The sequence below is a fragment of the Pseudomonas sp. B21-015 genome, assembly GCF_024749285.1.
Classification (GTDB): Bacteria; Pseudomonadota; Gammaproteobacteria; order Pseudomonadales; family Pseudomonadaceae; genus Aquipseudomonas.
Genome location: NZ_CP087196.1, coordinates 2,704,008 through 2,729,579, shown reverse-complemented (window position 1 = coordinate 2,729,579; position 25,572 = coordinate 2,704,008). Strand labels below are relative to the sequence as shown.

Annotated in this window: 13 protein-coding genes; 6 read left to right on the top strand and 7 right to left on the bottom strand. The window is 59.3% G+C overall.

Going from position 1 to position 25,572, the window contains the following annotated elements; translation table 11 throughout:
* Positions 1 to 93: 93 nt before the first annotated feature.
* Both nfuA and LOY38_RS12365 read right to left on the bottom strand, forming a co-directional pair.
* Positions 94 to 678: a Fe-S biogenesis protein NfuA gene (gene nfuA, locus LOY38_RS12370; protein ID WP_007898222.1), complete on the bottom strand. Its 585-nt coding sequence runs from the start codon at positions 676 to 678 to the stop codon at positions 94 to 96.
* 108 nt (positions 679 to 786) lie between these two features.
* Positions 787 to 3,072 carry a fatty acid cis/trans isomerase gene (locus LOY38_RS12365; RefSeq protein ID WP_258700250.1) on the bottom strand — a complete coding sequence of 762 codons (2,286 nt, stop codon included), beginning with the start codon at positions 3,070 to 3,072 and terminating at the stop codon, positions 787 to 789.
* Between the two features lie 155 nt (positions 3,073 to 3,227).
* Between LOY38_RS12365 and metH the strand changes: the two genes are divergently transcribed.
* On the top strand, positions 3,228 to 6,938 hold the full coding sequence (metH, locus tag LOY38_RS12360) for a methionine synthase (protein ID WP_258700249.1): 3,711 nt from the start codon (positions 3,228 to 3,230) through the stop codon (positions 6,936 to 6,938).
* Positions 6,939 to 7,013: 75 nt separating this feature from the next.
* Here metH and LOY38_RS12355 read toward each other — a convergent pair whose 3' ends face one another.
* The gene (locus LOY38_RS12355; protein ID WP_258700715.1) at positions 7,014 to 13,991 is read right to left on the bottom strand and encodes an NEL-type E3 ubiquitin ligase domain-containing protein; all 6,978 of its coding nucleotides are present in this window, start codon (positions 13,989 to 13,991) and stop codon (positions 7,014 to 7,016) included.
* 178 nt (positions 13,992 to 14,169) lie between these two features.
* Here LOY38_RS12355 and LOY38_RS12350 point away from each other — a divergent pair, with 178 nt between their 5' ends.
* Complete coding sequence (locus LOY38_RS12350) at positions 14,170 to 14,385, top strand: DUF2970 domain-containing protein (RefSeq protein WP_258700248.1); 216 nt, start codon at positions 14,170 to 14,172, stop codon at positions 14,383 to 14,385.
* 17 nt (positions 14,386 to 14,402) lie between these two features.
* Here the strand turns inward: LOY38_RS12350 and LOY38_RS12345 are convergent, their stop codons facing one another.
* On the bottom strand, positions 14,403 to 15,488 hold the full coding sequence (locus tag LOY38_RS12345; protein ID WP_258700247.1) for an ABC transporter substrate-binding protein: 1,086 nt from the start codon (positions 15,486 to 15,488) through the stop codon (positions 14,403 to 14,405).
* 522 nt (positions 15,489 to 16,010) lie between these two features.
* Between LOY38_RS12345 and LOY38_RS12340 the strand changes: the two genes are divergently transcribed.
* Together LOY38_RS12340 and LOY38_RS12335 are read left to right on the top strand one after the other, a co-directional pair.
* Positions 16,011 to 17,669 (top strand): nitrite/sulfite reductase, encoded by a 1,659-nt coding sequence (locus tag LOY38_RS12340; RefSeq protein WP_258700246.1) that lies wholly within the window; start codon positions 16,011 to 16,013, stop codon positions 17,667 to 17,669.
* On the top strand, positions 17,653 to 18,147 hold the full coding sequence (locus LOY38_RS12335; protein ID WP_258700245.1) for a DUF934 domain-containing protein: 495 nt from the start codon (positions 17,653 to 17,655) through the stop codon (positions 18,145 to 18,147). The genes LOY38_RS12340 and LOY38_RS12335 overlap by 17 nt, the downstream gene beginning before the upstream one ends.
* A gap of 52 nt (positions 18,148 to 18,199) precedes the next feature.
* On the opposite strand, the gene LOY38_RS12330 is transcribed toward LOY38_RS12335, so the two are convergent.
* Both LOY38_RS12330 and sohB read right to left on the bottom strand, forming a co-directional pair.
* Positions 18,200 to 22,114 carry a leucine-rich repeat domain-containing protein gene (locus LOY38_RS12330; RefSeq protein ID WP_258700244.1) on the bottom strand — a complete coding sequence of 1,305 codons (3,915 nt, stop codon included), beginning with the start codon at positions 22,112 to 22,114 and terminating at the stop codon, positions 18,200 to 18,202.
* Positions 22,115 to 22,403: 289 nt separating this feature from the next.
* On the bottom strand, positions 22,404 to 23,426 hold the full coding sequence (sohB, locus tag LOY38_RS12325; RefSeq protein WP_258700243.1) for a protease SohB: 1,023 nt from the start codon (positions 23,424 to 23,426) through the stop codon (positions 22,404 to 22,406).
* A 203-nt stretch (positions 23,427 to 23,629) separates the two neighbouring features.
* On the opposite strand from sohB, the gene LOY38_RS12320 reads away from it, so the two are divergent.
* The gene (locus tag LOY38_RS12320; protein ID WP_258700242.1) at positions 23,630 to 24,340 is read left to right on the top strand and encodes a histidine phosphatase family protein; all 711 of its coding nucleotides are present in this window, start codon (positions 23,630 to 23,632) and stop codon (positions 24,338 to 24,340) included.
* Positions 24,341 to 24,404: 64 nt separating this feature from the next.
* Positions 24,405 to 24,719, top strand: a complete 315-nt coding sequence (locus LOY38_RS12315; RefSeq protein WP_258700241.1) for an SCP2 sterol-binding domain-containing protein — start codon at positions 24,405 to 24,407, stop codon at positions 24,717 to 24,719.
* 79 nt (positions 24,720 to 24,798) lie between these two features.
* On the opposite strand, the gene LOY38_RS12310 is transcribed toward LOY38_RS12315, so the two are convergent.
* Complete coding sequence (locus LOY38_RS12310) at positions 24,799 to 25,395, bottom strand: hypothetical protein (RefSeq protein ID WP_258700240.1); 597 nt, start codon at positions 25,393 to 25,395, stop codon at positions 24,799 to 24,801.
* Between the last annotated feature and the right edge of the window lie 177 nt (positions 25,396 to 25,572).

Here is a 25,572-nt window from a genome sequence, read left to right as displayed (position 1 = left end):
CGGCGATCCGACAAGCTCCCTCGCCACAGGTTATCGATCATCCATAAAAAAACGGTGCTCACGGGCACCGTTTTTTATGTTGCAGCGAACACCTTAGTAATAGGCGTTTTCTTTCTGCGTGTGGTCAGTCACGTCACGAACACCCTTGAGCTCGGGAATGCGTTCGAGCAAGGTGCGCTCGATGCCTTCACGCAGGGTGACGTCTGCCTGGCCGCAGCCCTGGCAACCGCCGCCGAACTTCAGCACGGCAATGCCGTCTTCGACCACATCGATCAGGCTGACCTGACCGCCGTGGCTGGCCAGCCCCGGGTTGATCTCGGTTTGCAGGTAGTAGTTGATGCGCTCGTTGACCGGGCTGTCGGCGTTGACCATCGGTACTTTGGCGTTTGGCGCCTTGATGGTCAGCTGGCCGCCCATGCGGTCGGTGGCGTAGTCGACTACCGCATCGTCCAGAAACGCTTCGCTGAACGAGTCGATGTAAGCGGTGAAGCTTTTGAGCCCCAGCGCCGTGTCTTCAGGTTTTTCTTCGCCCGGCTTGCAATAGGCAATGCAGGTTTCGGCGTACTGGGTGCCAGGCTGGGTGATAAAAACGCGGATGCCGATACCCGGGGTGTTCTGCTTGGAGAGCAGATCGGCCAGGTAATCATGGGCGGCGTCGGTAATGGTAATAGCGGTCATGGAAACTCCTCGCAGGCTTGGACGCAGTTTACGCCAATCATCGCGCCGCACAAAGTCCTAGTATTTTTGTCGGGAAAGCACAACTGATCCAATGTGGGAGCAGGCACTTCAGAGATTCTCGTAGCGGTTCATGTCCAGCACACCCTCTTCCACTGGCTCAGTGTCGTGGATGTAGCGGCTCAGATCATGGAAATACTGCCAGAACTGCGGATGGCTGCGGCGAATGCCCCAGCGTTCGACGATATTCTCGAAACTGGCAGCGTCCTTGGCGTTTTCCATCGCATCGACGAACGCGGGCACTTGCCCCGCCGGGATGTTGAACATGAAGTTCGGGTAACTGCTGAGTACACCCGGATAAATGGTCAACGTGTCGAGCCCCGGCTGATAGCGCAGCGATTCACCAAGCAGGAACGCCACGTTGCTGTGGGCCCGGTTGCGCAACAGGCTGTAGACCTCGCGCTTGCCGCTTGGGGTCTCGATGCGCAACATCGTGGCTTCCGGCAACTGATCGATGACTTTCAGCCCCGCCGCCGGACGCGAAGTCAGGCGGCTCAGGGCCTGTTCGGCGTTCTGCAACGCCAGATCGATGTTCGGCCGCGAGCAATAAGCGCCGTCGCAGCGGTTGATCGGGTCGGGTTTGGCGTTGAGGTCGCCGTAACGGGACAGCAACTGCAAGGCGAAGTCGCGTTTCGGGTCCGCCTCGTCCAGCGTCAGCGCCGTTGGTTTGTCATTATCGATGTACTCATAATCCAGCCACATCTTGAACTTGCCGCCGTTCTGATACCAATCGTCGAGGTAGCCGTCCCGTGAGTCGGCCGGCATCAGACGCAGGAAATTTTGCTCGGCACCGTTGCGGATCAGGTCGAAATACAACCGGGTCTGGGCCTGATGGGACACGTTGCCGAACACATCGAAGTTGACCGCCAACTGGTAATACGTGCGTTCCAGCAACGGGTAATCGAACAGCCAAATGGTTTGCGGGACGTCACCGATCAGGCCTTTGTTCACCGAGGCGCTGTCAAAATGCCGGAAGATGCTCAGCAGCGCGTTGTCATTGCCGGCCCATAGGGTCGACCAGCTCGGTGCCGGCAGGTCGGCGTAGCTGTCGCGGCGCAAGGCTTCGTACTCGTTGCGTTTATTGCGGTAGTCGTGCCACAGGCTCAGGACACTGCCGACGTCATCGTTCTGCCCCGGCATCGCCAGCAACGGTGTGGCTTGGCCACGATATTTCGGGTCGGTGATGTAAAGGTCATGCTCCGGGGCCTGGAACAGCGCCCAGAAGTTGTCGCGAATCACGTCGGTGGCGATCTGGCCACGGCAGACAGGGCCACGAATAAAGGTGCGCACGAAGTATTCGGCGTTATCGAGCATGAACTGGTAACGCGCCTGAGCCGGGATTGCCTCAAAGGTCGTGAACGGATTGGCCCGTCGCTCCGGCCCGTAACCCGGTAATGCGTTGACCTGCCAGTTGCCGCTGTAAAACAGGCTTTTGATCCGCGCCATCTTCGCCGCGCTCAGCGGATAGGTGATGTGGGTCTTGTGCACGATCACGCCCTGCACCGGCCACAGACGGTAATAGACCTGAGTGCCCGGATCGTCATTCGGTCGGCGGGTGTTAATCAGATCGATCGGCTGCCCCGTCGGCGTGCGCGAACGTACCCACTGAAAGAAATGCCCCGGCTCGCCGTCCTTGAAATAGATGTGCGCCAGGAACCAGTGCTCGAACAACCAGCGCCCGACCAGGCTCTCCCGGGCGCCCGGCGCATTGAGCAGGTTTTCCCACTGCACCACCTGCAAGGCCTCCTTGGCGCTGGGCACCAGGCCCTGCTCATCGATTGGTGCACCGGAGGCCAGCCATCGTTGCAGCGTCTGGTATTGCTGATCGGTCAGGCCGGTGACCGCCAGCGGCATGCCCTCTTTCGGATGGGAGCCGGCGTAGCCGCCGAACTCCGCCGGCATGGCGCACATGTTTTCCCGGTTCAGGCCCAGGACGATGTCTTCGGGCAATTTGGCGTTGGGTTGCAACGGGGTTTTGTGGCCCAGTTCGAGCATGCGCGCCATCAGCGCCGCCTGGCTGCCCTGGGCGTCGAGCACCGAATAGAAGCCCTTTTGCTGCCAGGCACGTTTGCCGAAGGCGTCATAAAACAGCCGGGTCGGCGCGGCGGCCTGGCTGCGTTCGCCATCATAGACGAGTGCCTTCGTTGCACCTCGGGCCGCCCCTTCACCACTGCCCAGATTGAGCTGACAGGCGGAGTCGTAGCAGGCATGGCAGGCCACGCACTTTTCGGTGAAGATCGGTTGAATGTCGCGGACGTAGGAAATATCCGGACCTTGCGCAGCGGCGCCCCCGCTTAAAAGCAGCATCAATAGGCTGATGACGACGCGATACGACATATCCCTGGTCCTGATCGTGAGAAAACGCCGCGATTCTACCGGTCTGGCCTGCGCACCAACATGAACGATATTCATGCAAAATCGGCACATGCTCTAAAAGCGCACAGGTTTGTTATTATCCCGGCCCTTCGTCATGGCCTTACCGAGTAGTCCAAATGTCCGATCGCAGCGTTCGCCTTCAAGCTCTCAAGCACGCCCTCAAAGAGCGCATCCTGATTCTCGATGGCGGCATGGGGACGATGATCCAGAGCTACAAGCTCGAGGAGCAGGATTACCGTGGCAAACGCTTCGCCGACTGGCCGAGCGATGTCAAAGGCAACAACGACCTGCTGGTGCTGACGCGTCCGGACGTGATCGGTGCCATTGAAAAAGCCTACCTGGATGCCGGCGCCGACATTCTGGAAACCAACACCTTCAACGCCACCCAGGTGTCCCAGGCCGACTACGGCATGCAGGGCCTGGCGTACGAACTCAACGTAGAAGGCGCACGCCTGGCGCGCAAGGTGGCGGACGCCAAGACTCTGGAAACCCCGGACCGACCACGCTTCGTCGCCGGCGTGCTCGGTCCTACAAGTCGCACCTGCTCGCTGTCGCCTGACGTGAACAACCCCGGCTACCGCAACGTGACCTTCGATGAACTGGTGGAAAACTACACCGAGGCCACCAAAGGCCTGATCGAAGGCGGTGCCGACCTGATCCTGATCGAAACCATTTTCGACACCCTCAACGCCAAAGCGGCGATCTTCGCCGTACAAGGGGTTTACGAAGAGCTGGGCGTCGAATTGCCGATCATGATTTCCGGCACCATCACCGACGCCTCGGGTCGCACCCTCTCCGGCCAGACCACTGAAGCGTTCTGGAACTCCGTAGCCCACGCCAAACCGATCTCGGTCGGCCTGAACTGCGCCCTTGGCGCCAGCGAACTGCGTCCGTACCTGGAAGAGCTGTCGAACAAGGCCAGCACCCACGTGTCGGCGCACCCGAACGCCGGCCTGCCGAACGAATTCGGCGAGTACGACGAACTGCCATCGGAAACCGCCAAGGTCATCGAAGAATTCGCCCAAAGCGGCTTCCTGAACATCGTCGGCGGCTGCTGCGGTACCACGCCGGGCCACATCGAAGCCATTGCCAACGCCGTGGCCGGTTACGCGCCGCGCGAGATTCCCGACATTCCCAAGGCCTGCCGCCTGTCGGGCCTGGAACCGTTCACCATCGATCGCAGCTCGCTGTTCGTCAACGTCGGCGAGCGGACCAACATCACCGGTTCCGCCAAATTCGCCCGGCTGATCCGTGAAGACAACTACACCGAAGCCCTGGAAGTCGCCCTGCAACAGGTCGAAGCCGGCGCCCAGGTGATTGATATCAACATGGACGAAGGGATGCTCGATTCGAAGAAGGCCATGGTGACCTTCCTCAATCTGATTGCCGGCGAACCGGACATCTCCCGCGTGCCGATCATGATCGACTCCTCCAAGTGGGAAGTGATCGAAGCCGGCCTGAAATGCATTCAGGGCAAGGGCATCGTCAACTCGATCAGCATGAAGGAAGGCGTCGAGCAGTTCATTCATCACGCCAAACTGTGCAAACGCTACGGCGCCGCCGTGGTGGTGATGGCCTTCGACGAAGCCGGCCAGGCCGACACCGAAGCGCGCAAGAAAGAAATCTGCAAGCGCTCCTACGACATTCTGGTCAACGACGTCGGCTTCCCGCCGGAAGACATCATCTTCGACCCGAACATCTTCGCCGTGGCCACCGGCATCGAAGAACACAACAACTATGCTGTGGACTTCATCAACGCCTGCGCCTACATCCGCGACGAACTGCCGTACGCCCTGACCTCCGGCGGCGTGTCCAACGTGTCGTTCTCGTTCCGTGGCAACAACCCGGTGCGCGAAGCGATTCACTCGGTGTTCCTGCTGTATGCGATCCGCAACGGCCTGACCATGGGCATCGTCAACGCCGGCCAACTGGAGATCTACGACCAGATCCCGGTGGAACTGCGCGACGCCGTCGAAGACGTGATCCTCAACCGCACCCCGGACGGCACCGACGCCCTCCTCGCCATCGCCGACAAGTACAAGGGCGACGGCAGCGTCAAGGAAGCCGAGACCGAAGAGTGGCGCAACTGGGACGTCAACAAACGTCTGGAACATGCGCTGGTCAAGGGCATCACCACCCACATCGTGGAAGACACCGAAGAATCGCGCCTGTCGTTCTCGCGGCCGATCGAAGTCATCGAAGGCCCGTTGATGGCCGGGATGAACATCGTCGGCGACCTGTTCGGCGCCGGCAAAATGTTCCTGCCGCAAGTGGTGAAGTCCGCCCGCGTGATGAAGCAGGCCGTGGCCCACTTGATTCCGTTCATCGAACTGGAAAAAGGCGACAAGCCGGAAGCCAAGGGCAAAATCCTCATGGCCACGGTCAAGGGTGACGTGCACGACATCGGCAAGAACATCGTCGGCGTGGTGCTGGGCTGTAACGGCTATGACATCGTCGATCTCGGCGTGATGGTGCCGGCGGAGAAAATCCTGCAAGTCGCCAAAGAACAGAAATGCGACATCATCGGCTTGTCCGGTTTGATCACGCCTTCGCTGGACGAGATGGTTCACGTGGCCCGCGAAATGCAGCGTCAGGACTTCTATCTGCCGCTGATGATCGGTGGCGCGACCACCTCCAAGGCGCACACGGCGGTGAAGATCGAGCCCAAGTACAGCAACGACGCGGTGATCTACGTCACCGACGCCTCCCGCGCCGTGGGCGTGGCGACCCAGTTGCTGTCCAAGGAACTGAAGGCCGGTTTTGTCGAGAAGACCCGCCTGGAATACATTGACGTCCGTGAGCGTACCGCCAACCGCAGCGCCCGTACCGAACGCTTGAGCTACCCGGTGGCCATCGCCAAGAAGCCGCAGTTCGACTGGGGCAGCTACGAGCCGGTCAAACCGACGTTCACTGGCGCCAAGGTGCTGGACAACATTGATCTGAAAGTGCTGGCCGAATACATCGACTGGACGCCGTTCTTCATTTCCTGGGATCTGGCCGGCAAATTCCCGCGCATCCTGCAGGATGAAGTGGTCGGTGAAGCCGCCACCGCGCTCTACGCCGACGCCCAGGAAATGCTCGCCAAGCTGATCGACGAAAAACTCATCAGTGCCCGTGCGGTGTTCGGTTTCTGGCCGGCCAATCAGGTGCGCGACGATGACATCGAAGTCTACGGCGATGACGGCAAGCCATTGGCCAAACTGCATCACTTGCGCCAGCAGATCATCAAGACCGACGGCAAACCGAACTTCTCCCTGGCCGACTTCGTCGCGCCGAAGGACAGCGGCGTGACCGACTACGTGGGTGGCTTCATCACCACCGCCGGGATCGGTGCCGAAGAAGTGGCCAAGGCCTATCAGGACGCGGGCGACGACTACAACTCGATCATGGTCAAGGCCCTGGCCGACCGTCTGGCCGAGGCGTGTGCGGAGTGGCTGCACCAACAGGTGCGTAAAGACTACTGGGGCTATGCCAAGGATGAGACGCTCGACAACGAGGCGCTGATCAAAGAGCAATACACCGGCATCCGCCCTGCCCCAGGCTACCCGGCCTGCCCGGACCACACCGAGAAAGCCACGCTGTTCAAGCTGCTGGACCCGGAAGCGGAAGAACTCAAGGCCGGCCGCAGCGGTGTGTTCCTCACCGAGCACTACGCCATGTTCCCGGCGGCGGCGGTCAGCGGCTGGTATTTCGCGCACCCGCAGGCGCAGTATTTTGCCGTGGGCAAGATCGACAAGGATCAGGTGCAGAGTTACACCTCACGCAAAGGTCAGGAGTTGAGCGTGACCGAGCGTTGGCTGGCGCCTAACCTGGGCTATGACAACTGATACGGCGAGTTTGAAAGCCTGAACGAAGAACGGCCCCTGGAGTGATCCAGGGGCCGTTTTCTTTGATCAATCCGCTTACAGGCCGATGTCGGCGCGTTCGCGTTCGGTCAGTTGAATCGCCAAACCCAGCGACTCGACGTTATTGGTTTTACTCAACGCCGCTATTTCCGTCAGATAGTCCTCACTGAAGTCCGGATATCGCGTTTCGAGCGCCTCGGCAGCCTCTGCCTGGCGCTTGTCCAGTGCAGCATATTCATCCGGGTACTTGCGCTTCAGGTAATCGGTCCAGTATTCGCGCTGCACGATATCATCCATGAATTCACGGGTGTTTTCGGCATTGATGACGGCCGTGTAAGCAGCATCGATGTCATGGGCCGTCACACCTGATTCCCCCCGATACAGCATCGAGTCCGGTTGCGCCGGCAGTTCCAGCCGCTCGGTCAGCCCGATACGGTAGGCCAGGCGCACTTCGGCCGGATCCTTCTTTGGCGGGCGTTCGGCATGGGCCTTGGCAATTTCCTCGACTTTTCCAAGGCGGAACAGATTTCTGGAGAGTTTGAAAAGCTCCCTTCCCTCCTGATCAGCTACAACAGATTGCAAGGCATTGAATACGAACACCTTGACCTCCAGATCGCTGAACCGAAGAATTCGGCCATCCCCGCAGGTGTAGCCGCGCTCTGAACGGAGGAACAGGTCCTTGCGCAAATCGGTGTTGCTTCGAGCCGCATCGAGTACTTGCCAGACTCGACGGGTGAGATCAGCACGGTCACTCATGAAATCCCTGGTGTGCCTGAGTTGCGAGAGCAGATGAAAGAAATCTTGCCCGCCCTCTTCATCCTTCAGGCTATCCCACGTGGCTTCCTTGTCGGCGGTCGATTCCCCGGCGCCTTCCATCCAGCGCTCTTTCTGCTCATCCTCGGGTTCGTCCTCGCCCTCTTCACCGGAAGAATGATCGTTGCCATCCCACTCATCCTGCTCATAGTCCTCGATCATCTGGTCGATCTCGTTCAGGTTATAACCCAGACTATTGCCGGACCGGCGTGCATACTCCTGCAAATACCGGAGTTCATTCGCCGACAGTACGTTATCGGTGAGATTGGTACCTCTCATCAGTTCGTCATGACCGGTTGTGGCCTCTGCCGGTAGCTCCCTCAACTGGTTGTAGCTCAAATTCAGTGTTCTCAGTGCGGGCAGTTCCAGCACACCTTCCGGCCACGCACTCAAGTCGTTGTCATTCAAGTCCAGGGTATCGAGCCGCGTGAGCCCACTGACATCGATCGTCTGCAGGCGGTTTTCGCTCAAGTCCAGCCAGCGCAGGCCGGTCATACGGGTGATCTGGCGTTGCAGTGGCTCGCTGCTGGTGAAGTTGTTATGGGCCGCTTCCAGGCGCTCCAGTCGCGCAAGTCCGGTAATGGCGCTCGGCATGCTATCCAGGCCATTGCGATTGAGCATCAGGGTGTGCACCTGACCAAAAGCGCTGAAAAAAGGGTCGAGCCCTTGTCCCCCTGAACTGACCCCCGTCAGGTTCAGCGTTCCGACGTGGCTGAAATCGCCGGACAAAGCGGGCAGCCCCCCCAGGGGAATATCACTCAAGTCGAGCAGGCTGCCGCGGTTTTCCTCCGAGACCGCCAGTGCGCCTCGCAACCGCTGACGCCACACAGCCAAAATCCGGTCGGCGGCGCGACGGCGATAGGTCGACGACACCCGATAATTTCCTTCGCGATAGGTGCGGATGTTGATCCAGTCATTGAGCTGCTGCCTCAAGGTTTCGAGCTGCAGACGCCATTGCGTGATTTGGCTGTCGATCTCCAGAAACGGCAAGCCCTTTGTCCGCAAAAGCTCGATGACCTGTTCGGCGGTTTGTTCGGTCAGGGCCGGGTCCAGCCGTTGCAGGCGGGCAACCAGGGAAAACGCCGGATCGTTTCGGTTCAGGTCCGTCGCCAAAGGCCCAAGAAGATCGCGATTGATCGAATCCTGGGTTTCCTCACCGGAAAAATACTCCGGCTCACCACCCGTGCTCCCCTCCAGCAGCACATCCGGCGGAATACCAAGCGTGTTACCACTGCGCCGGGCAAAAGCCTGCACCTGGGTAAACGCTTCGGTGGTCAATTTGCAACCGCGAAGGTTGGTGTTGAACAGCAGACTGTCGTGCCCGCTCCATGCCTCGCTCGGCACGGCACTGATTGCACTGTAACCCAGTTCCAGGCGCTTGAGCCCTGGCAGGTTCAATATCCCAACCGGCCAGTCACGAACGGCGGTGTGGCCCAGGTCCAGGGTTTCCAGACTGCTCAGCCCCGAGACATCCAGCGTGCGCACCGGGTTGTATTGCAGGTTCAAGTGTTGGAGTTTTTCCAGCGCGTTCAAGCATTGCTGAACAGGTGCCGTCACAAGGATCTGGTTACGCGAAGCATTCAACGTGGTGAGGTCCGACAAACCTTCCAGAGCTGACGGAAACCCGACCAGGGCGTTATTGCTGAGATCCAGCTCGCGCAGACCGGAGAAACGCCTCAGAAAATCATCGAGCTCATCGAGTGGCGCCCTGACGCCCCCCATGCGCAAGGTCGATACATGAGCGAAGGCATTTTCCGGAAGTACGGGCAAGCCACCCAGGGCGACACCCGACAGGTCAAGAGTCGAGGCCGACTCGCTGGAGTTCAACCTCCAGGAAGGCCCGGGCACCGATGCCTGGGGCTCGTACTGCACTCGCAAGCCGTTACGCCAGTTGGATTTGAGCTTTTGCGCCGTCGAAAATAGAGCCTGCGAGTCAACCTGACGCTGATCGACACTGAGTGTGCGGGATTGCCAGGTAACGAGTACCTGGTCCAGCTCACGCTCTTGCCGACGCAACTGCCCGACACGATTGAGCATCGCATCATTGGAGTCTCCAATCCGGCGGAACTGCTCGGCGGCGTTGATAACCGGATGCGACAGTACACGGCTTACAGCTCCACGGCAGTAGCTGTCGACCATCCTGTCGACGTCAACCAGATGCCCGGGGTTATCCTTGAGCCAGGCGTAGGTCGCCATGAAGGATTCGTGGGTGAGCGTCGACCAATCCATCGTCAAGCCTCGCCACAGACGCTCATGCCCCTGAAGCAATTCGGTGGGCAGTGAATGAAGATAACTGCCTTGCAGGTTCAGTTGCTCCAGATGCTCAAGACCCAGTACGCCGACAGGCCACTCGATCAATTGCGCCCCGGACAGGTTCAGCCCACGCAGCCTGGTCAGCCGGGAAACATCGATGCTGTTGAGATAACCCGAACCCAATAGATTCAACCGTTCAAGCTGCGGCATTGCGTTCAAGCGCGCCTGAAATTCGACCGGGTATCGCAGGCGGTAGCCTTGTACCGTCAGCTCGGTGAGTGATTGCAAATCCGCTAGCGCGTCGGGTAAACCATCGAGTTCGCTTAGTCGTACCGTGAGCTTCTTCACCTCGGAGAAGCGCTGCAGTAGCGTCGCAGCCTGGTGGCCGGTGAAGTCCTGCCCGCCGATCAGCAACTCGCTGACTTGCGAAAACCCGTCCGGCAACGGCGGCAGTTCTGCCAGGTTTTGCAGATCCAGCCGTTGGTACGCATCTCCTGTTCCAAGGAGTGACCGCTGCCAGCAATCGACGATTCGGTCTGCGACCTGTCGCCGCCCGACCGGCCTCAAGGGCGTCGCATCCGCAGGTTGAGTGTCTTGTGCAACCCATCCATCCAGGGAACTGCGCAGAGCTTCAAGTTCCCGAGCCTTGGTGTTCAGCAGATGAAGCGTCTGTTGCTCGGTCTTGCCCTCCATCAGGCATCGATAAACAAAGAGCTCGGCCTCCAGCTCCTGCGCTCCGGGAAAAATATCCTGCACCCGCGCGATGAGCGAAGAGGCCACCTTGCTCCCTGCTCCACGCCCGCTCAGGAGATAGCCCATTCGGCCGTCCGCTAACCGCATCGGTGGTTTGAACCAGGGTTTGATCGGACGCTGCCCAAGGGCGAGCGCCATGTCGCTACGATGATCGAAGGCGTATTGCCGCAACATGTTTTCCAGATCGGCACTCTGTCCGACATGGGGCAATTTCAGGGATTGGCGTGCACTGTCCGGCAAGGCATGCATGATCGAGGCATAAAAATTGCGACCATGACGGGGAACACTGTTGAGGGTCTCCCCTCGCTCGTTGAAGGCCTGGTAACCGCTAGACTGTTTGACCAGAGATTTACGAAAGGGAGCGTCTTCACTGCCGATGCTGTCGAGCAACTGACCGCTCAGCCCGCCATCGCGTACCTCCAGCCTCACATCAGTCGGCCAGCCCGGCAACTTCTCCAGTGCGTGCAGCGCCAGCCTGTCGCTATCGGCTGCCGCCATGCTGTCCAGGTGCAGGCCGGCCAGGGCGCGGTTCAGCCGGCTTTGCTGTACGTACCAGCGGGCCTCTTCGGCCAGCCGCAAGGGCACCCGTTGACTGTCGCGCATTCTGGCGCGCTCCAGATCGCTGGCATTGGCCAGCAATTCGGTGGCGGCCTCTGTCGACAGCCCCGAATGGTGTCGTTTGAACAGTTGCACCAAAGGCTCGTCCGACGTCTCGCTCCCATAGAGATTGTCGAACAGCGCCGTTTTTTTGCTCAGTGCCAGCTCCCCGAGCCGTTCCCTGAGCACAGCCCCCCGCAACGAGGGAACCCGAGCGCCCTGTTCGCCGAGCAGGCCGGTGATCTCCTGCTCATTGAGCCCCGCCAGTATCCGCTCGGGAAACCCCGCCCCCGTCACTTCGCCGCGGCTGAGTTCGATCGTATCCGCCGCTGGACCGTCCTGGACACCGTACCGGGTCGAAGGCCCCAGCTCTGGTGTCCCGTCGAAAACCTCCAGAGCGCGACCGGGCGGCCAGCCCGGCAACTCGCTGACAAAAGGCAGAAGATGGGTGTAATCATCGTTAATGGGCTGATCACTGCGCACTTGCCGGATCAGATCGTTCACCTGCCGATCGACCTTGAACTGACGCAAGGCATCACGAAGCAACGGCGGGGTTGGCAGATTGTCGACGTGCATCTTGCGTAATACATCGTCGTCGATACCGCTGACATCGGCGATGCGTTCAAGCTCCTGATCGGTGAAGCTTTCGGTTTCCTGGCCCATGCGCCGTAACAGGGTCCTGCGATCCCATTCCAGGGGACGTTCCAGGCTGTGGCGCCAGGCACCGCGACCATTGTGTTGCATCAGCGGCTGATAAGCGTCCGGGTTGGACGGATGCTTGATACGCCATTGCTGCGCCTCACTGTCGAAGGTCTTTTCATAGACGTGACCTTCCAGCTTGATGCAGATCTTGCCGCCGATCTCATATTGTCCCAACGCATTGGAGCTGGCCTGGGGATCGAGGGTCAGCGTGCTTCGGTAAGGTGTAAGGTCCGGCTTCCACAACCGCGCTTCACCATTGGGCAATTTGACCGGCACCAACCCGTCGACCCAGCGAGAAACCTGAATGGTCGGTGCCTTGTTCGCCACCGCTCCCGCTACACCCAGCGCAGCCATGAAGGCAACATTCATGGCCACAGATTCGAGATGCGACCAAGCCTCATCACTATCACCGTCCTCCCAGGCCTCAATGCCCTCAAAGACCTCGACGGACAATTGCACAGCGGCGACGGCCATCATCACTTCCCCAAGCCCGGGTACGAAAAAAGCCGCGACGTTGAGAAAGTCCAGGCCCAACTCGGCGTAATGCTTGAGTCGCGCCCAGAATGCTTCGTTGTCCACATCCTCGGTGGGCACTGCCAGCAGGCGTGCATTGGCTTTCAACCGCTGCAGATGCCGGGCGTGGAGTTCGCCGAACAGCTCGCTACCGAAGAAAGTTTCCTTGAGCCGCAGATTGGCCTCGTCATCATAGATCTGCTCATAACGGCCTCGGCGACCGGCGTCGGCGTTCCATTTGTAGGTAAACAGCCCCTCCTTGACCCTGCCGATAAAACGAGCCGACTCATCGTGCTTCACCCATCCCGTGAGAAGACGCTGGTATTGCGCCGAGCGCACGTTGAGCCGCAAGTCCTGCTCGAACGCCTTGAACGAGGCGTACTCCTTGATGGGGTACAACGGTGCACCCGGGATGTAGACGATGATCCGCTCTTCATTTGCGCTCAGCTTTTTTTTCAGCAGCGGTATCGGATTGAGCGGTAACAAGGAGGTCCAGGGCTCGCCTCTTTCAAGCAGTTGCCGGGTCCCTCGAGCGGCTGTGCCGATGATGACAATCTCGCTCAACGACGAGCCGAGCATTTCCAGTTGGCTGTAGACGATCGGCCGCCCATTGAACGTCGGCCTGGGCTGGTCATTCAGTATTGCCAGCAAGGTTTCATAGCCCGCCTGGGTGATTTCGTCCTTGATGCGTGCGATATGCACACGCATTTCCATTGCAGCCTTCTGTGCCGCGATCATTTGCTCGCGCACCCGGGCCTTGCTGGCTGCAGAATCGAATATCGCGTCGAGGTGATCCTGATACTGCTTGCCCAGATCAAGGTCGCGACACAGGGTCGAGAACGCGGCGGGCGTTATGGCGAGTTTCTCGGTGTACCGGTGACGCGCCGCTCGCGAGCCGTCCCTCTTGGTCTCCCCGTAGTACTCGGTGCGCAAAGCCCCGAGTGGCGCGATCGCACTTGTTTCGCCGAGGGCCACCTCGTCGAATGCCATGCCTGCTTCGAAGTTGCCCAGCGCTGCCTGCAACAACGATTGCTTGATGGGCGGTTGGCGATAGCGCAAGTGATACAGCTGGGTGTCTTTCAGATCCGGCTCGGCCGCGAACGTCTTTCGCAGCGCATCTTTGAGCAATGGTTCGCAAAAATCGGTGATCCCTTTCAGGTCCTTGAGGGTCCTGGCCAGGGCGTCATTGGCGGCGCGGCTGCGCGCTTGGCTATCGCGCAAGCGCTGGCGCAGCTCGGGCGTCGCGCGTGCAAACCAGCCAGGGTTGGCGTGAGCGGGTAACTGGCCGGGGCCCCTGCTACGACCGAGCGCCTTGAGGTTGGCGGCGGTCGCATGGTTGATCCAGGCGGGCAGCCGGTCTTTGATCAGTTCGGTGTGCAAGCCGCTGTCTGCGGATGAGTCCATTCCAGACACGATGATTCTCCTGATGTCAGTGTTGAAACATCAGGAGATCACGACCGCGCACTCGCTCTGCGGTACATAATTATTTGATAAACATTGCCCGGACGACGAATTCACTGCCTGCAAGCGTGGCATTGACTATCCTCATCACACCACTATCAAACCGCAGTCAGAGGCTTTTATGGACGATCCGAACAACAAGCCGCCCACCTTCTGGCAGATGCTGCACAGTGTCATGGCGGCGGCTTTCGGGGTACAGAGCGGCAAGAACCGGGCGCGCGACTTCACCCACGGTAAACCGAGTCACTTCGTGATTCTGGGGATTCTGTTCACGGCGGTGTTCGCCCTGACGCTGTTCGGCATCGTCAAACTGGTGCTGCACCTGGCAGGGATCTGAGCCTGCTTCCAGGCCAATCAGTGCATCAGGATTTGCAAGCTGAACGGGTAGCGATACGACGTCGGCCGCCCCTTGGCCGAGAGTTTCTGGAAATCCACGCCATAATCCTGAGTAGCACTCAACGCCAGCAACCGTTTGGCTTGTGCCCGATCGATCAGTTGCAACAACGGAATCTGCCGGTCGCGCCCGCCATACTGACTGATGTCCACACCCTGATCGTAGTCATGCAGTTGCACCAGGGCCCACCCCCCCAGAGTGAAGTGCCCGCCCAACAGCACACTCAAACGCCCATCCAACAGCGCCTGTAACGCGGTCGGTGAATTGTTGATAGCGCTGAACAGTACATCCTTGCCGGGTTGGCCGCCCGTTTCGGCGTAGGCCTGCATGGCGCCAAAGGCCATTTCATCGTTGGCCGACCAGACCAGCGACGTTTGCGGATAACGCTTGAACAATAACCTGGCCTGTTCGTAAGCTCGTTCACGGGTCCAGCCACCATAGACCAACTGGCGCAACCGCACTTCAGGGTGTTCGGCCAATGCCCGCATCATGCCCTGCTCACGCTGTTGCGCGGCGGGCGTGATCTTCAGGCCGGAAAAGGCCACGAGATCAATGACCTCGCCGGGTGCGACCGGGCGATGCAGACGAATCAACTCCTTGAGCATCAGGTAGCCACCCTCTTCATTGTTGGGCACCAGGCTGCCCAACCAGTCGGGATACTTGTCCGGCTGGGCGCCGAGCAGGCGCATCTGGTCTGCGGTCAGGGCGTTGTTGACCAAAAACAGCTTCACGCCACTGCCTTGAGCCAGACGCAGGATTTCGGGCGCGACATACAGTTCGTTGACGAACACCAGATAGTCCGGCCGGTTCGGCCCTTGCAGGGCTTCACGGGCCTGCTTGAGCGTGGTTTCAGCGTTTCGCTCGGAATACTGGATGTGCAAATCCATGCCAAGGTTCTTGGCCGCGGCCTGCATGAACTGCGAGTAACTGACCCAGAACACCTCTTGGGTGGTCCCAGGATTGAGGAACAATACGGACGCCGCCTGGGCGCACGGTCCCAGGACCGTACCAAGCGCCAGCACTACACCACAGAAAAACTTCAACATTTAATCGTCCGAGCCCCCGAAAATTCGCCGCGCATTATAGCCAGCGAAGTCCCTTGAAACGGCGCTTATTCCGGCATTTATCCGACGATTGTCGGCGCCGGGCCCGGACGAGGTCGTTTATTGATGGCTGACCCAGAACACTGCTGTACCCACGACCAGGATGATCAGGAACAAAATCGCCCAGGCATCGACCGTGCTATCGCTTTTCCTTGCTTTGGTTGGGTTGCTCATTGCATCGCCTCTTGTCGGTTTTATCGGTGACTGCATAAAGACTCGAGCACAGTTAAGACGATGATTGCCCGCACCACAAATGAGGGCTTTACCACGACGATTCTCATTAGTCGTTTTGGTTCTTTGCATATACTCAAACATCACTTTTGCGCATAACTGCAAACTGGTATCTTGCGTCGGCTCCGTTGGGAGTGCGCGGCCGTGCGCGCAGAATTGCCGAGGCAGAATCGGATTACAGCAAGCGATCACGCAGCTGCATCCGACCAGCCCAAGCCTGAGAACAGGACTTATATGTACGTATACGACGAGTACGATCAGCGGATCATCGAGGACCGCGTCAAGCAGTTCCGTGATCAGACCCGACGCTATCTGGCAGGCGAGCTGAGCGAAGAAGAATTCCGCCCCCTGCGCCTGCAAAATGGCCTTTACATCCAGCGCTTTGCCCCGATGCTGCGGGTGGCGGTGCCTTATGGCCAACTCACGTCGCGCCAGACGCGAATGATGGCCAAAATTGCCCGCGACTATGACAAGGGCTACGCCCACATCAGTACCCGGCAGAACGTACAGTTCAACTGGCCGGCCCTGGAAGACATCCCGGACATCCTGGCGGAGCTGGCGACCGTGCAGATGCACGCGATCCAGACCAGCGGCAACTGCCTGCGCAACGTCACCACCGACCAGTTCGCCGGTGTCGCGGCCGACGAGTTGATCGACCCGCGTCCATGGTGCGAAATCGTCCGTCAGTGGACCACCTTCCACCCGGAATTCGCCTACCTGCCGCGTAAATTCAAAATCGCCATCAACGGTTCGACGTCCGACCGTGCGGCCATCGAAGTCCATGACATCGGCCTTGAGCCGGTGCACAACGCTGCGGGCGAGCTGGGTTTCCGTGTGCTGGTCGGTGGCGGTCTGGGCCGTACACCGGTGGTGGGCGCGTTCATCAACGAGTTCCTGCCGTGGCAGGACCTGTTGAGCTACCTCGACGCCATTCTGCGGGTCTACAACCGCTACGGCCGTCGCGACAACAAGTACAAGGCGCGGATCAAAATTCTGGTCAAGGCCCTGACACCTGAAGTGTTCGCGCAAAAAGTCGACGCGGAAATGGAACACCTTCGCGGTGGCCAGACCACGCTGACCGACGCCGAAGTGCATCGCGTGGCCAAACACTTTGTCGATCCGGACTACAAGGCTCTGGAAAACCAGACAGCCGAACTGGCCGAGCTCGACAAACAGCACCCGGGTTTCGCCCGCTGGCGCATCCGCAACACCCTGGCCCACAAGAAGCCGGGTTATGTGGCAGTCACCCTGTCCCTGAAACCGACCGGCGTTGCGCCGGGCGACATCACCGACAAGCAGCTCGATGCCGTTGCCGACCTCGCCGACCGTTACAGCTTCGGTCAGTTGCGCACCTCCCACGAGCAGAACATCATTCTGGCCGATGTCGAGCAGAGCCAGTTGTTCGCCATGTGGGGCGAGTTGCGCGAGCAAGGTTTCGCCACGCCGAACATCGGCTTGCTGACCGACATCATCTGCTGCCCGGGCGGCGACTTCTGTTCCCTGGCCAACGCCAAGTCGATCCCGATCGCCGAATCCATCCAGCGCCGTTTCGACGATCTGGACTACCTGTTCGACATCGGCGAGCTGGACCTGAACATCTCCGGCTGCATGAACGCCTGTGGTCACCACCACGTCGGCCACATCGGCATTCTCGGCGTGGACAAGAAAGGCGAAGAGTTCTACCAGGTGTCCCTGGGTGGCAGCGCCAGTCGCGATGCGAGCCTGGGCAAGATCCTCGGCCCGTCCTTCGCCCAGGAAGCCATGCCTGATGTGATCGAGAAGCTGATCGACGTGTACATCGAACAACGTACCGAAGACGAGCGCTTCATCGACACTTATCAGCGTATCGGCATCGACCTCTTCAAGGAGCGCGTCTATGCAGCGAATAATTAAGAACAACGAAGTCGTCGACGAAACCTGGCACTTGCTGCCGAAAGATTTCAACATCGACGAGATCAGCAACTGCGACGACCTGATCGTCCCGCTGCAACTGTGGCGTGAACACAGCCGTATGCTCAAGGCCCGCGATGGCGGCCTGGGTGTGTGGCTGGATGCCGACGAAGAAGCTGAAGAAATCGGTGACGACGTGGCGAACTTCCAGATCATCGCCCTGAACTTCCCGGCCTTCACCGACGGCCGCAACTACTCCAACGCCCGCCTGCTGCGTGACCGTTATGGTTTCAAAGGCGAACTGCGGGCGATTGGCGATGTACTGCGCGACCAGCTGTTCTACATGCATCGCTGCGGTTTCGACGCCTTTGCCTTGCGCGCCGATAAAGACCCGTACGAAGCCCTGGAAAGTCTCCAGGACTTCTCGGTGACCTATCAGGCCGCCACCGATGAACCGCTGCCGCTGTTCCGTCGCCGTTGATCGTGATGCCTTGAGCCCGCATTGCCGGGCTCAAGGCTTGACGCTACCGGGGTCAATCCACCTCCATTGGAAACGGCCGCCCCATCGCCACCCAGTCCCCATATAGCCTCGCCCGGTTTTCCAGTGACGTGAAAATCGCCATTGGATTGTCTGCATCGTCTTCGGCCAGTTCGACGTCACGACTCAAGCGGGTCCATAACTCATCCGAAGCGTCTGCCTCACTCAACAGTCGCCAGGCGCGTGCCTGAATTTCCTCGTAGTTGACCAGGAAATCCGGCGTAAGGCTTACGCCATCCATGACTCGCAAGAAACGTGTGCCAGAGGGTTTGGCGGCCAGACGCTGCCAGATCGCCAGTCGCGCGTCCCGCTGCTGTTCTTCGATGTCCCGCAGCCAGGCTTCGGGCTCGCCGTAGTCGGCATGCGGTTCGCTCAACCACAGGTTGATACCGGTTCGCTCACGGTGGTCTATCAACCGCCACAGTGTGTCTTCATCCGTCAACGGGTTGCCGCCCATTTGTACCCGCCCTCGGGCAATGGCTTGATTGATGACGGCCTGGGGTATTCGGGCTATGCGGTTGTCGCGCAGGTCGAGCGAAGTCAGGTACGGCTGATCCATGATCCCGATCGGGCACGTGGTAATGCCGCTGTTTCTCAGGTTCAGCCGACGCAAATCAGTCATTCCCAGGAGCAACGGCGGGACATCAAGCGGGTTGTCACTCAGATCCAGGTCTTGTAGCCGGATCATGCCACTCAATTGGGAAGCGGCGCGGTCATTGAAGGTCAGGTCACAGAAACGTAAATTCAGTGAGGTCAGGTCGTGCAATCGTGCCATCGACGGTGGTAACGCCCTGATTAGCTGATCTTCAGCGTTGAGGACCTGAAACGCACTCAGGTCGACCCCTTCCAGATTGAGCATCCGCAGGTTTGGAAAGCTCTCGAGAAAGTCATTCAGGCTCTCACGTTCGGTCACCTGAATACGTCGCATCGACAACTCGATCACTTCGTTGAACCTGACGTTGAGCGCAGGCAAGCGATGGTAGTCCTCGAACGCCATGTCCATTCTATATCCCACTAACTGACCACCGGCGTAAATCCGATTGCCCTGAAGCGCGCGCTTTTGCCATATGGAAACCAGTTCGACGGCAAGCTCGCTCCTGGTGTCCTGCTCGGTCGCCATCACCGCTTGCACCTGTTCGGCGTTATGGATCGCAATCTGCCGGGCGTTCATTCCCTGCGCCGCCTCATCGTCGGCGGTCAGAACAGGGATATCCATGTCGTCGATGTCTTGGGCAACCTGGTCGATCCAGGCGCTCAGGTCGGCGTTCAGTTGCTGCAATTGCTGTTTCAGACCATCAATGTGCGCCTGTGCACCGGCGCCCACCCGCTGCAAAAGCTCATCGGCCTCGGCATTGCTGAAATCCGGATAAATATCCTGAAGCTGTAGCCGCATCATCTGCTGCGTCAGCGCTTCGGCCTGGGCTGTCGTCGGGAAACCGCCGCCGCGCAACCCTTGCGTTTCGAAGGGCAAACCGGTGTCCATCCTGCCCAGCCCGGTCATCAGCTCGGAACGGGACAACGCCCGCTCGCCGATGTAACCCTTCAAGGCGCCAACCGGGTCCACTGCGGGCAACAGCAAAGCAGCGCGCTCCGAATCGGACAGAACGCCGAGTACCGCCTCATGGAAATCCGTACGTTTTGCAACGTTGACCACCTCGTAGCGCTGACTGGCGGTTTTGATCAGGCGTCGCACATCGGTGGATTCGAGTGGGCCGCAACGATCCAGCACCCGCCCATTGAGAGATGCATCGAGCACGTCGATACGCAGGCCCTTCGGCCAACCGGGCAGGTTTGGCAGTGAATGCAACGCCAGCGTGTCCGACTCGGGATTTCTCATCGAGCGCAGATAAAGCCCCTCATAGGCACGATTCAAGCGCACATGCTGCTGGTACTGGCGGGCTTTGCTGTCGAGGCGACTGAACAGTCTCTTTGCCTCCACCATGTCAGGCGATGACTGGAGGTCCACGCCATAACGGTCGAGCATTTGCTCCACGGCGCTTTTTGGCAGGTCGGGATATTGCCGTTGAAACAAGCCGACCCAGGCATTATCCGACTGCTGCAAGGCCTGGTAGCGGCTGTTGAACAGCGCTGTGCGTTCGCCATCGGCGAGGTGTTCAAGATCCTGGTCGATCCGAAAGCGGCTGATGGTGTCGCCGAGCAACGGCGTGGGCGGACGCCCCGTGTGCATCACCCGCAGCATGTCGTTGTCGACGGCACTGATTTTGCCGATCTGTGCCAGCGTTTCGTCACTGAAGCCAGCTACCGACGAACCGATTCCCCGAAGCAACTCCCGGCGACTCATCGCTTCGGCGGGCAATGGCGCCGGAGGTGCGTTTACAGGCAGATCGGGAACAGATTTGCCAACCGGTTCCTGACCTGCATCGATGGGCTCACGCCCTCTCTCGAGCGGATTCGCGGCCTCGGCACCTTCGACCCCATGCGCCGCGCCTGCTGCTGCCAATGGCAGCGCATTAAGCAAACCGAACACTGTGCGAGTCACCCCCTCCGAGCGTTGTGTCGACGTCTCGCCGTTGACCGCCTGGTCCAGGCCATAACCGGCATCGATCAGCCCGGCCAGTGCCAGCAGCCCCTCGCCCCCCGGAACAAACAACGCCAACGGACCGAAACGGTTGACCCATTGCACGATCGGTTCGACGACTGCACTCAAGTTGTCCCGGTTGACCTGCGCGTCGTCACGAATGCTGTCAACGCTGGCCTGAGCCGCGCGCTTCATGGTCAGCACCAATTGGGCGAAAGGATCGATGAGTGAGGAAGGCTGCTCGAAACCAACGTATTGAGCAGGGTCCCAGTAGCCATCGTCGTTAAACAGGCCGGCCGTTTTAGTCAGCCGGTGTTTATTCGGGTAGACCACCATGCCTTCCAGCGCCGTCAACACGCCGGCGTGGAAGGTGCCATCCTCGCGATCCGCCTCGGCAAAGTGACTCGCCAGCGCCCGCTTCGTGTCATCGCCCTTGCCCTGCGCCACGATCCAGCGCTGCAAATGTGCAGCATCGATGAACTCATGCAACGGCGATGAATTGCCGGGGATGTATAACAAAATCCTTGAGCCGGAGCGTTCGCGCCAGGTCCAGATGTCCGTCGCCGTATAGCGATAAAGCTCAAGGCGCCCGACCATGATCGAGGAAGGCATCCGGGTCGGTGCCTGCAACTGCTTGAGGGTCAGCGTGCCCCAGGCTTGATGCGATGGCAGTCCCGCCGCCTGCAGGGCCAGCTCCAGGCCTTGCTGGCTAAGGCTGTTTTCATGGCGTTGCAACCAGGCACTCATGACAAATGCGGCTTTGACCGAAGTCCTCAGCGGGTAGGACTTGGCGGCCATGATCGCCTCATCCGAGGGCCATGCTCGCTCAAGATAGGCCTGGTACAAATCCTTGAGCTCCAGCGTCCAGACCCATTGCTTGAAGTCGGCGGGTTTCAGGGGAATTTGCGTGAGTGGCCCATAGGTTTGCGGAACGGTCTGGCGATAGACCCCTTCATAGGTCTGGTGGTTGCCGCTGCCGTGATTAGCGAACTCGTCGACATGCTCGACGATACGCACGGACGGACCGATGTCGGGTGGGGTGTACAAGCCAAAGGCGGTTTCGCCGAAGCGTCCGTCCCCCACCGTTTGGTAATCGCCGAGCAGCGCCTGCAGCAATGTCCGGGAATCGGCCACCTGGCCTTGATGGATGCCGTTCTGTGCAGGATGTCCTTTGTAGTTGTAGTCGAGGGTAACCAACAAAGCCGTGTGCGGATCGATGTCCCGTCCCCATTTGTCCTTGAACAGATCCGCGCCAAACTGACCCGGTGTTTGCGGCCGCGCAGTGTCTACGACAGCGCGCAGTTCGTCGCGCATTCCCGGAGCCGGAACCGGTTCCGGGAGGTTCATCTGGTTAAGCGTTGAGTCACTCATGGTGCAGTCCATTGCAGTCAGTCGAGGACGTCTACAGTAAACCGGCATGGATGGGTAGGAAGCCGGAAAGGTCCCCGAAACCGCGAGGAAAATTCTCCGATAAAGACAGAAAAGAACCGCCCAAAACGACGAAACCAGGCAGTCCATGTGGGAGCGGGCTTGCTCTCGAAAGCAATGGCCCAGTCAACATTGAAGTCGTCTGACACACCGCCTTCGCGAGCAAGCCCGCTCCCACAGGTTTCGCACCTTGATTGACTGGCATTAGGTAAAGCCCGGTTTCGTCGGGTTTTTACCAGAAGCGTTGTTGGGTCAAGCGGCTCCACCAGCTCAGTAAAACGCGATCGATCGAACCGCTGGCCGCGATGCCGATGCGTTCCTGCAGGCTTTTACGTTCGGTGTAATGCAGATGATAGAGCTCAGACTGTTTGGCCCGTTCGGCAAGGTATTCGTCGCTGGTCTTGAGCTCGTCCACCAGTTGCTTGTCGAGTGCCGAAACACCGAGCCAGATTTCACCGGTGGCCACTTCGTCGATGGCCAGTTGCGGGCGATAGCGGGAAACGAAGTTCTTGAACAACTGATGAGTGATGTCCAGCTCTTCCTGGAACTTCTCGCGGCCCTTCTCGGTGTTTTCGCCAAACACCGTCAGGGTGCGCTTGTACTCGCCGGCCGTCAGTACTTCGAAGTCGATGTCGTGTTTTTTCAGCAGGCGATTGACGTTCGGCAACTGTGCCACCACGCCGATCGAGCCGAGGATCGCGAACGGTGCGCTGATAATCTTCTCGCCGATGCACGCCATCATGTAGCCGCCGCTGGCCGCGACCTTGTCGATGCACACGGTCAACGGCACACCGGCTTCACGGATCCGCGCAAGTTGCGAGGATGCCAGGCCATAGCTGTGAACCATGCCGCCGCCACTTTCCAGGCGCAACACCACTTCGTCCTTTGGCGTGGCGAGGGTCAGCAGCGCGGTGATTTCGTGGCGCAGGTTTTCAGTGGCCGACGCCTTGATGTCGCCGTCGAAATCCAGCACGAACACCCGCGGCTTGGCCTCGGGTTTCTTCTTTTGCTTTTTCTCGGTTTTCGCCTGGGACTTGCGCAGGGCCTTGAGCTGATCCTTGTCGAGCAAGGTTTGCTCCAGGCGCTCGCGTAGCCCTTTGTAGAAATCATTGAGTTTGCTGACTTGCAACTGGCCGGTCGACTTGCGCCGGCCTTTGCTGCGCAACGCCGCAAAACTGGCCAGGACCACCAGAATGGCGATTACCAGGGTCACGGTCTTGGCCAGAAAAATGGCGTACTCGGACAAAAGCTCCACAGGGACTCCTTCAAGACGATGCGCGGCATAAACACGCGCGGGATACCTCCAGCATACCCATGCACCGGCCCGACGACCAGCCGTGAAACCTCTGGCAACAGGCCTGTAACGGGCATTTCAAACAAGCGTATGTTTTTTCATTGACAGCTCACCGTCATCCTCATAACCTCGCCAAACCTTCAACGTACCGGGATGACGCGGACGTGGGCAGCATCTACTTGATTCGACATGGCCAGGCCTCCTTTGGTGCAGACGACTATGACGTTCTGTCGCCGACCGGTATTCGTCAGGCAGAAGTCCTCGGCCAGCACCTGGCCGAACTCGGTGTCCGCTTCGATCGCTGCCTGTCGGGCGACCTGCGCCGCCAGCAACATACCGCCTGCAGCGCGCTGGAACAGCTCACCGCCGTCGGTTTGCCGGTGCCGACGCTGGAAATCGATTCCGCGTTCAACGAATTCGACGCCGACGCGGTGATCCGTGCCCTGCTGCCGGCCATGCTGGAAGACGAGCCCGAAGCGCTGGATATCCTGCGCAACGCCGCGCAAAACCGTGCCGAGTTCCAGCGCATCTTCGCCCTGATCATCGAGCGCTGGCTCGCCGGCACCTATGACACACCGGGCCTGGAAAGCTGGCTGGGCTTCGTCGAACGTGTGCAGGCCGGCCTGCAACGGCTGCTCGAACACGCCGACAACACCCAGAAAATTGCCGTGTTCACCTCCGGCGGCACCATCACCGCCCTGCTCCACCTCATTACGCAAATGCCTGCCAGGCAGGCCTTTGAACTGAACTGGCAAATCGTCAACACCTCGCTCAACCTGCTCAAGTTTCGTGGTCGCGAGGTGGCCCTGGCTTCCTTCAACAGTCATACGCACCTGCAACTGCTGAAGGCCCCGGAACTCATCACGTTTCGCTGAGTCCGGACTATTGTGACCCTGGCTGTAATCACCCAGCTCTAATTACCCAAGAAAGGATCGAACCATGACCTCCGTAGCTGATGCCGTACAAGCAATGAAAGCCAAGTTCAACCCAGCCGCTGCTGCCGGTCTGGACCTGGTATTCGGTTTCCGCATCGACGACACCAAGAACTTCTCGTTGATCGTCAAAGACGGCACCTGCGAGCTGCAAGAAGGCGAGAACCCGGACGCCCAGGTCACTCTGGTGATGGACGGCGAAACCCTGGAAGGCATCGTCAGCGGCGAAACCGACGGCATGCAAGCGTTCATGGGCGGCAAACTGCGCGCTGAAGGCGACATGATGCTGGCCATGAAACTGTCCGAGCTGTTCCCGGCGTAAGACGACGGCTCCCGCTCTCGGGAGCCTCTCTGGCTGCGTGCGAATCCCGCCCATATGGCGGGATTCGTCGTTTCAGGGCTCAGCGAGTGCCGGCGTCATCCATTTCTTCGAAGACTTTGATATGTGCTTCCTGCTCTGGGTCTACGCCGTTGACCTCGGTCACTTCACCGTCATAGGTGAGGTTGCCTTCATCTCCGTCGAGCTGAACGCCGATGACAAACTTGCGATAGCTCACCTGCAGATAAAGATTGTAAAGATCCGCCGGCTTATCCGGGGCACTGAAGAAGCTGTAGTTGTAACGCACACGCCGGGTCAGCACCGGCCATGTATTCCAGACAGGCTGAGTATCCACTTCAGGTCGAACATCCTCCAGCGCCTCAATGGCCGCCTGGATCAGAAATTCATTGTCCTTGGCGGTGAAAACAAATGGCTTGCTGCGAGTCATGATGTACGGATTCAACTTGCCGTCGAGTTCCTGGGGCACATACATGCCATTACGAAACCACTTCGTGGCATCGAACGTTGGCTCACTACCCCCCGTAGCGCGAGTTGTCATCATCACGGTATCGGGGATGCTGTTGCCCTGACTGGCGTACAGATAAGTCCCGACCAGGCCGGTGGCTATCAGCGCTGCGATCAAAATACCTTTCGGGTTACTGACTTTAAGAGATGTCACTGAGCAGTTGTCCTTGTCCTTCGGATCGAGCGGCAGCGTATGCCATCGTCTACGTCCGTGTTTGAGCCGGGCGGGGAATCTAACCGATCTGTCAGGCACTTAAAACAGGCCGCTAGCGGATTTGCGGTCTATATTCCTTGCTGGCCGCATGCGTCAGACATCGGCTGTTCAACCCCT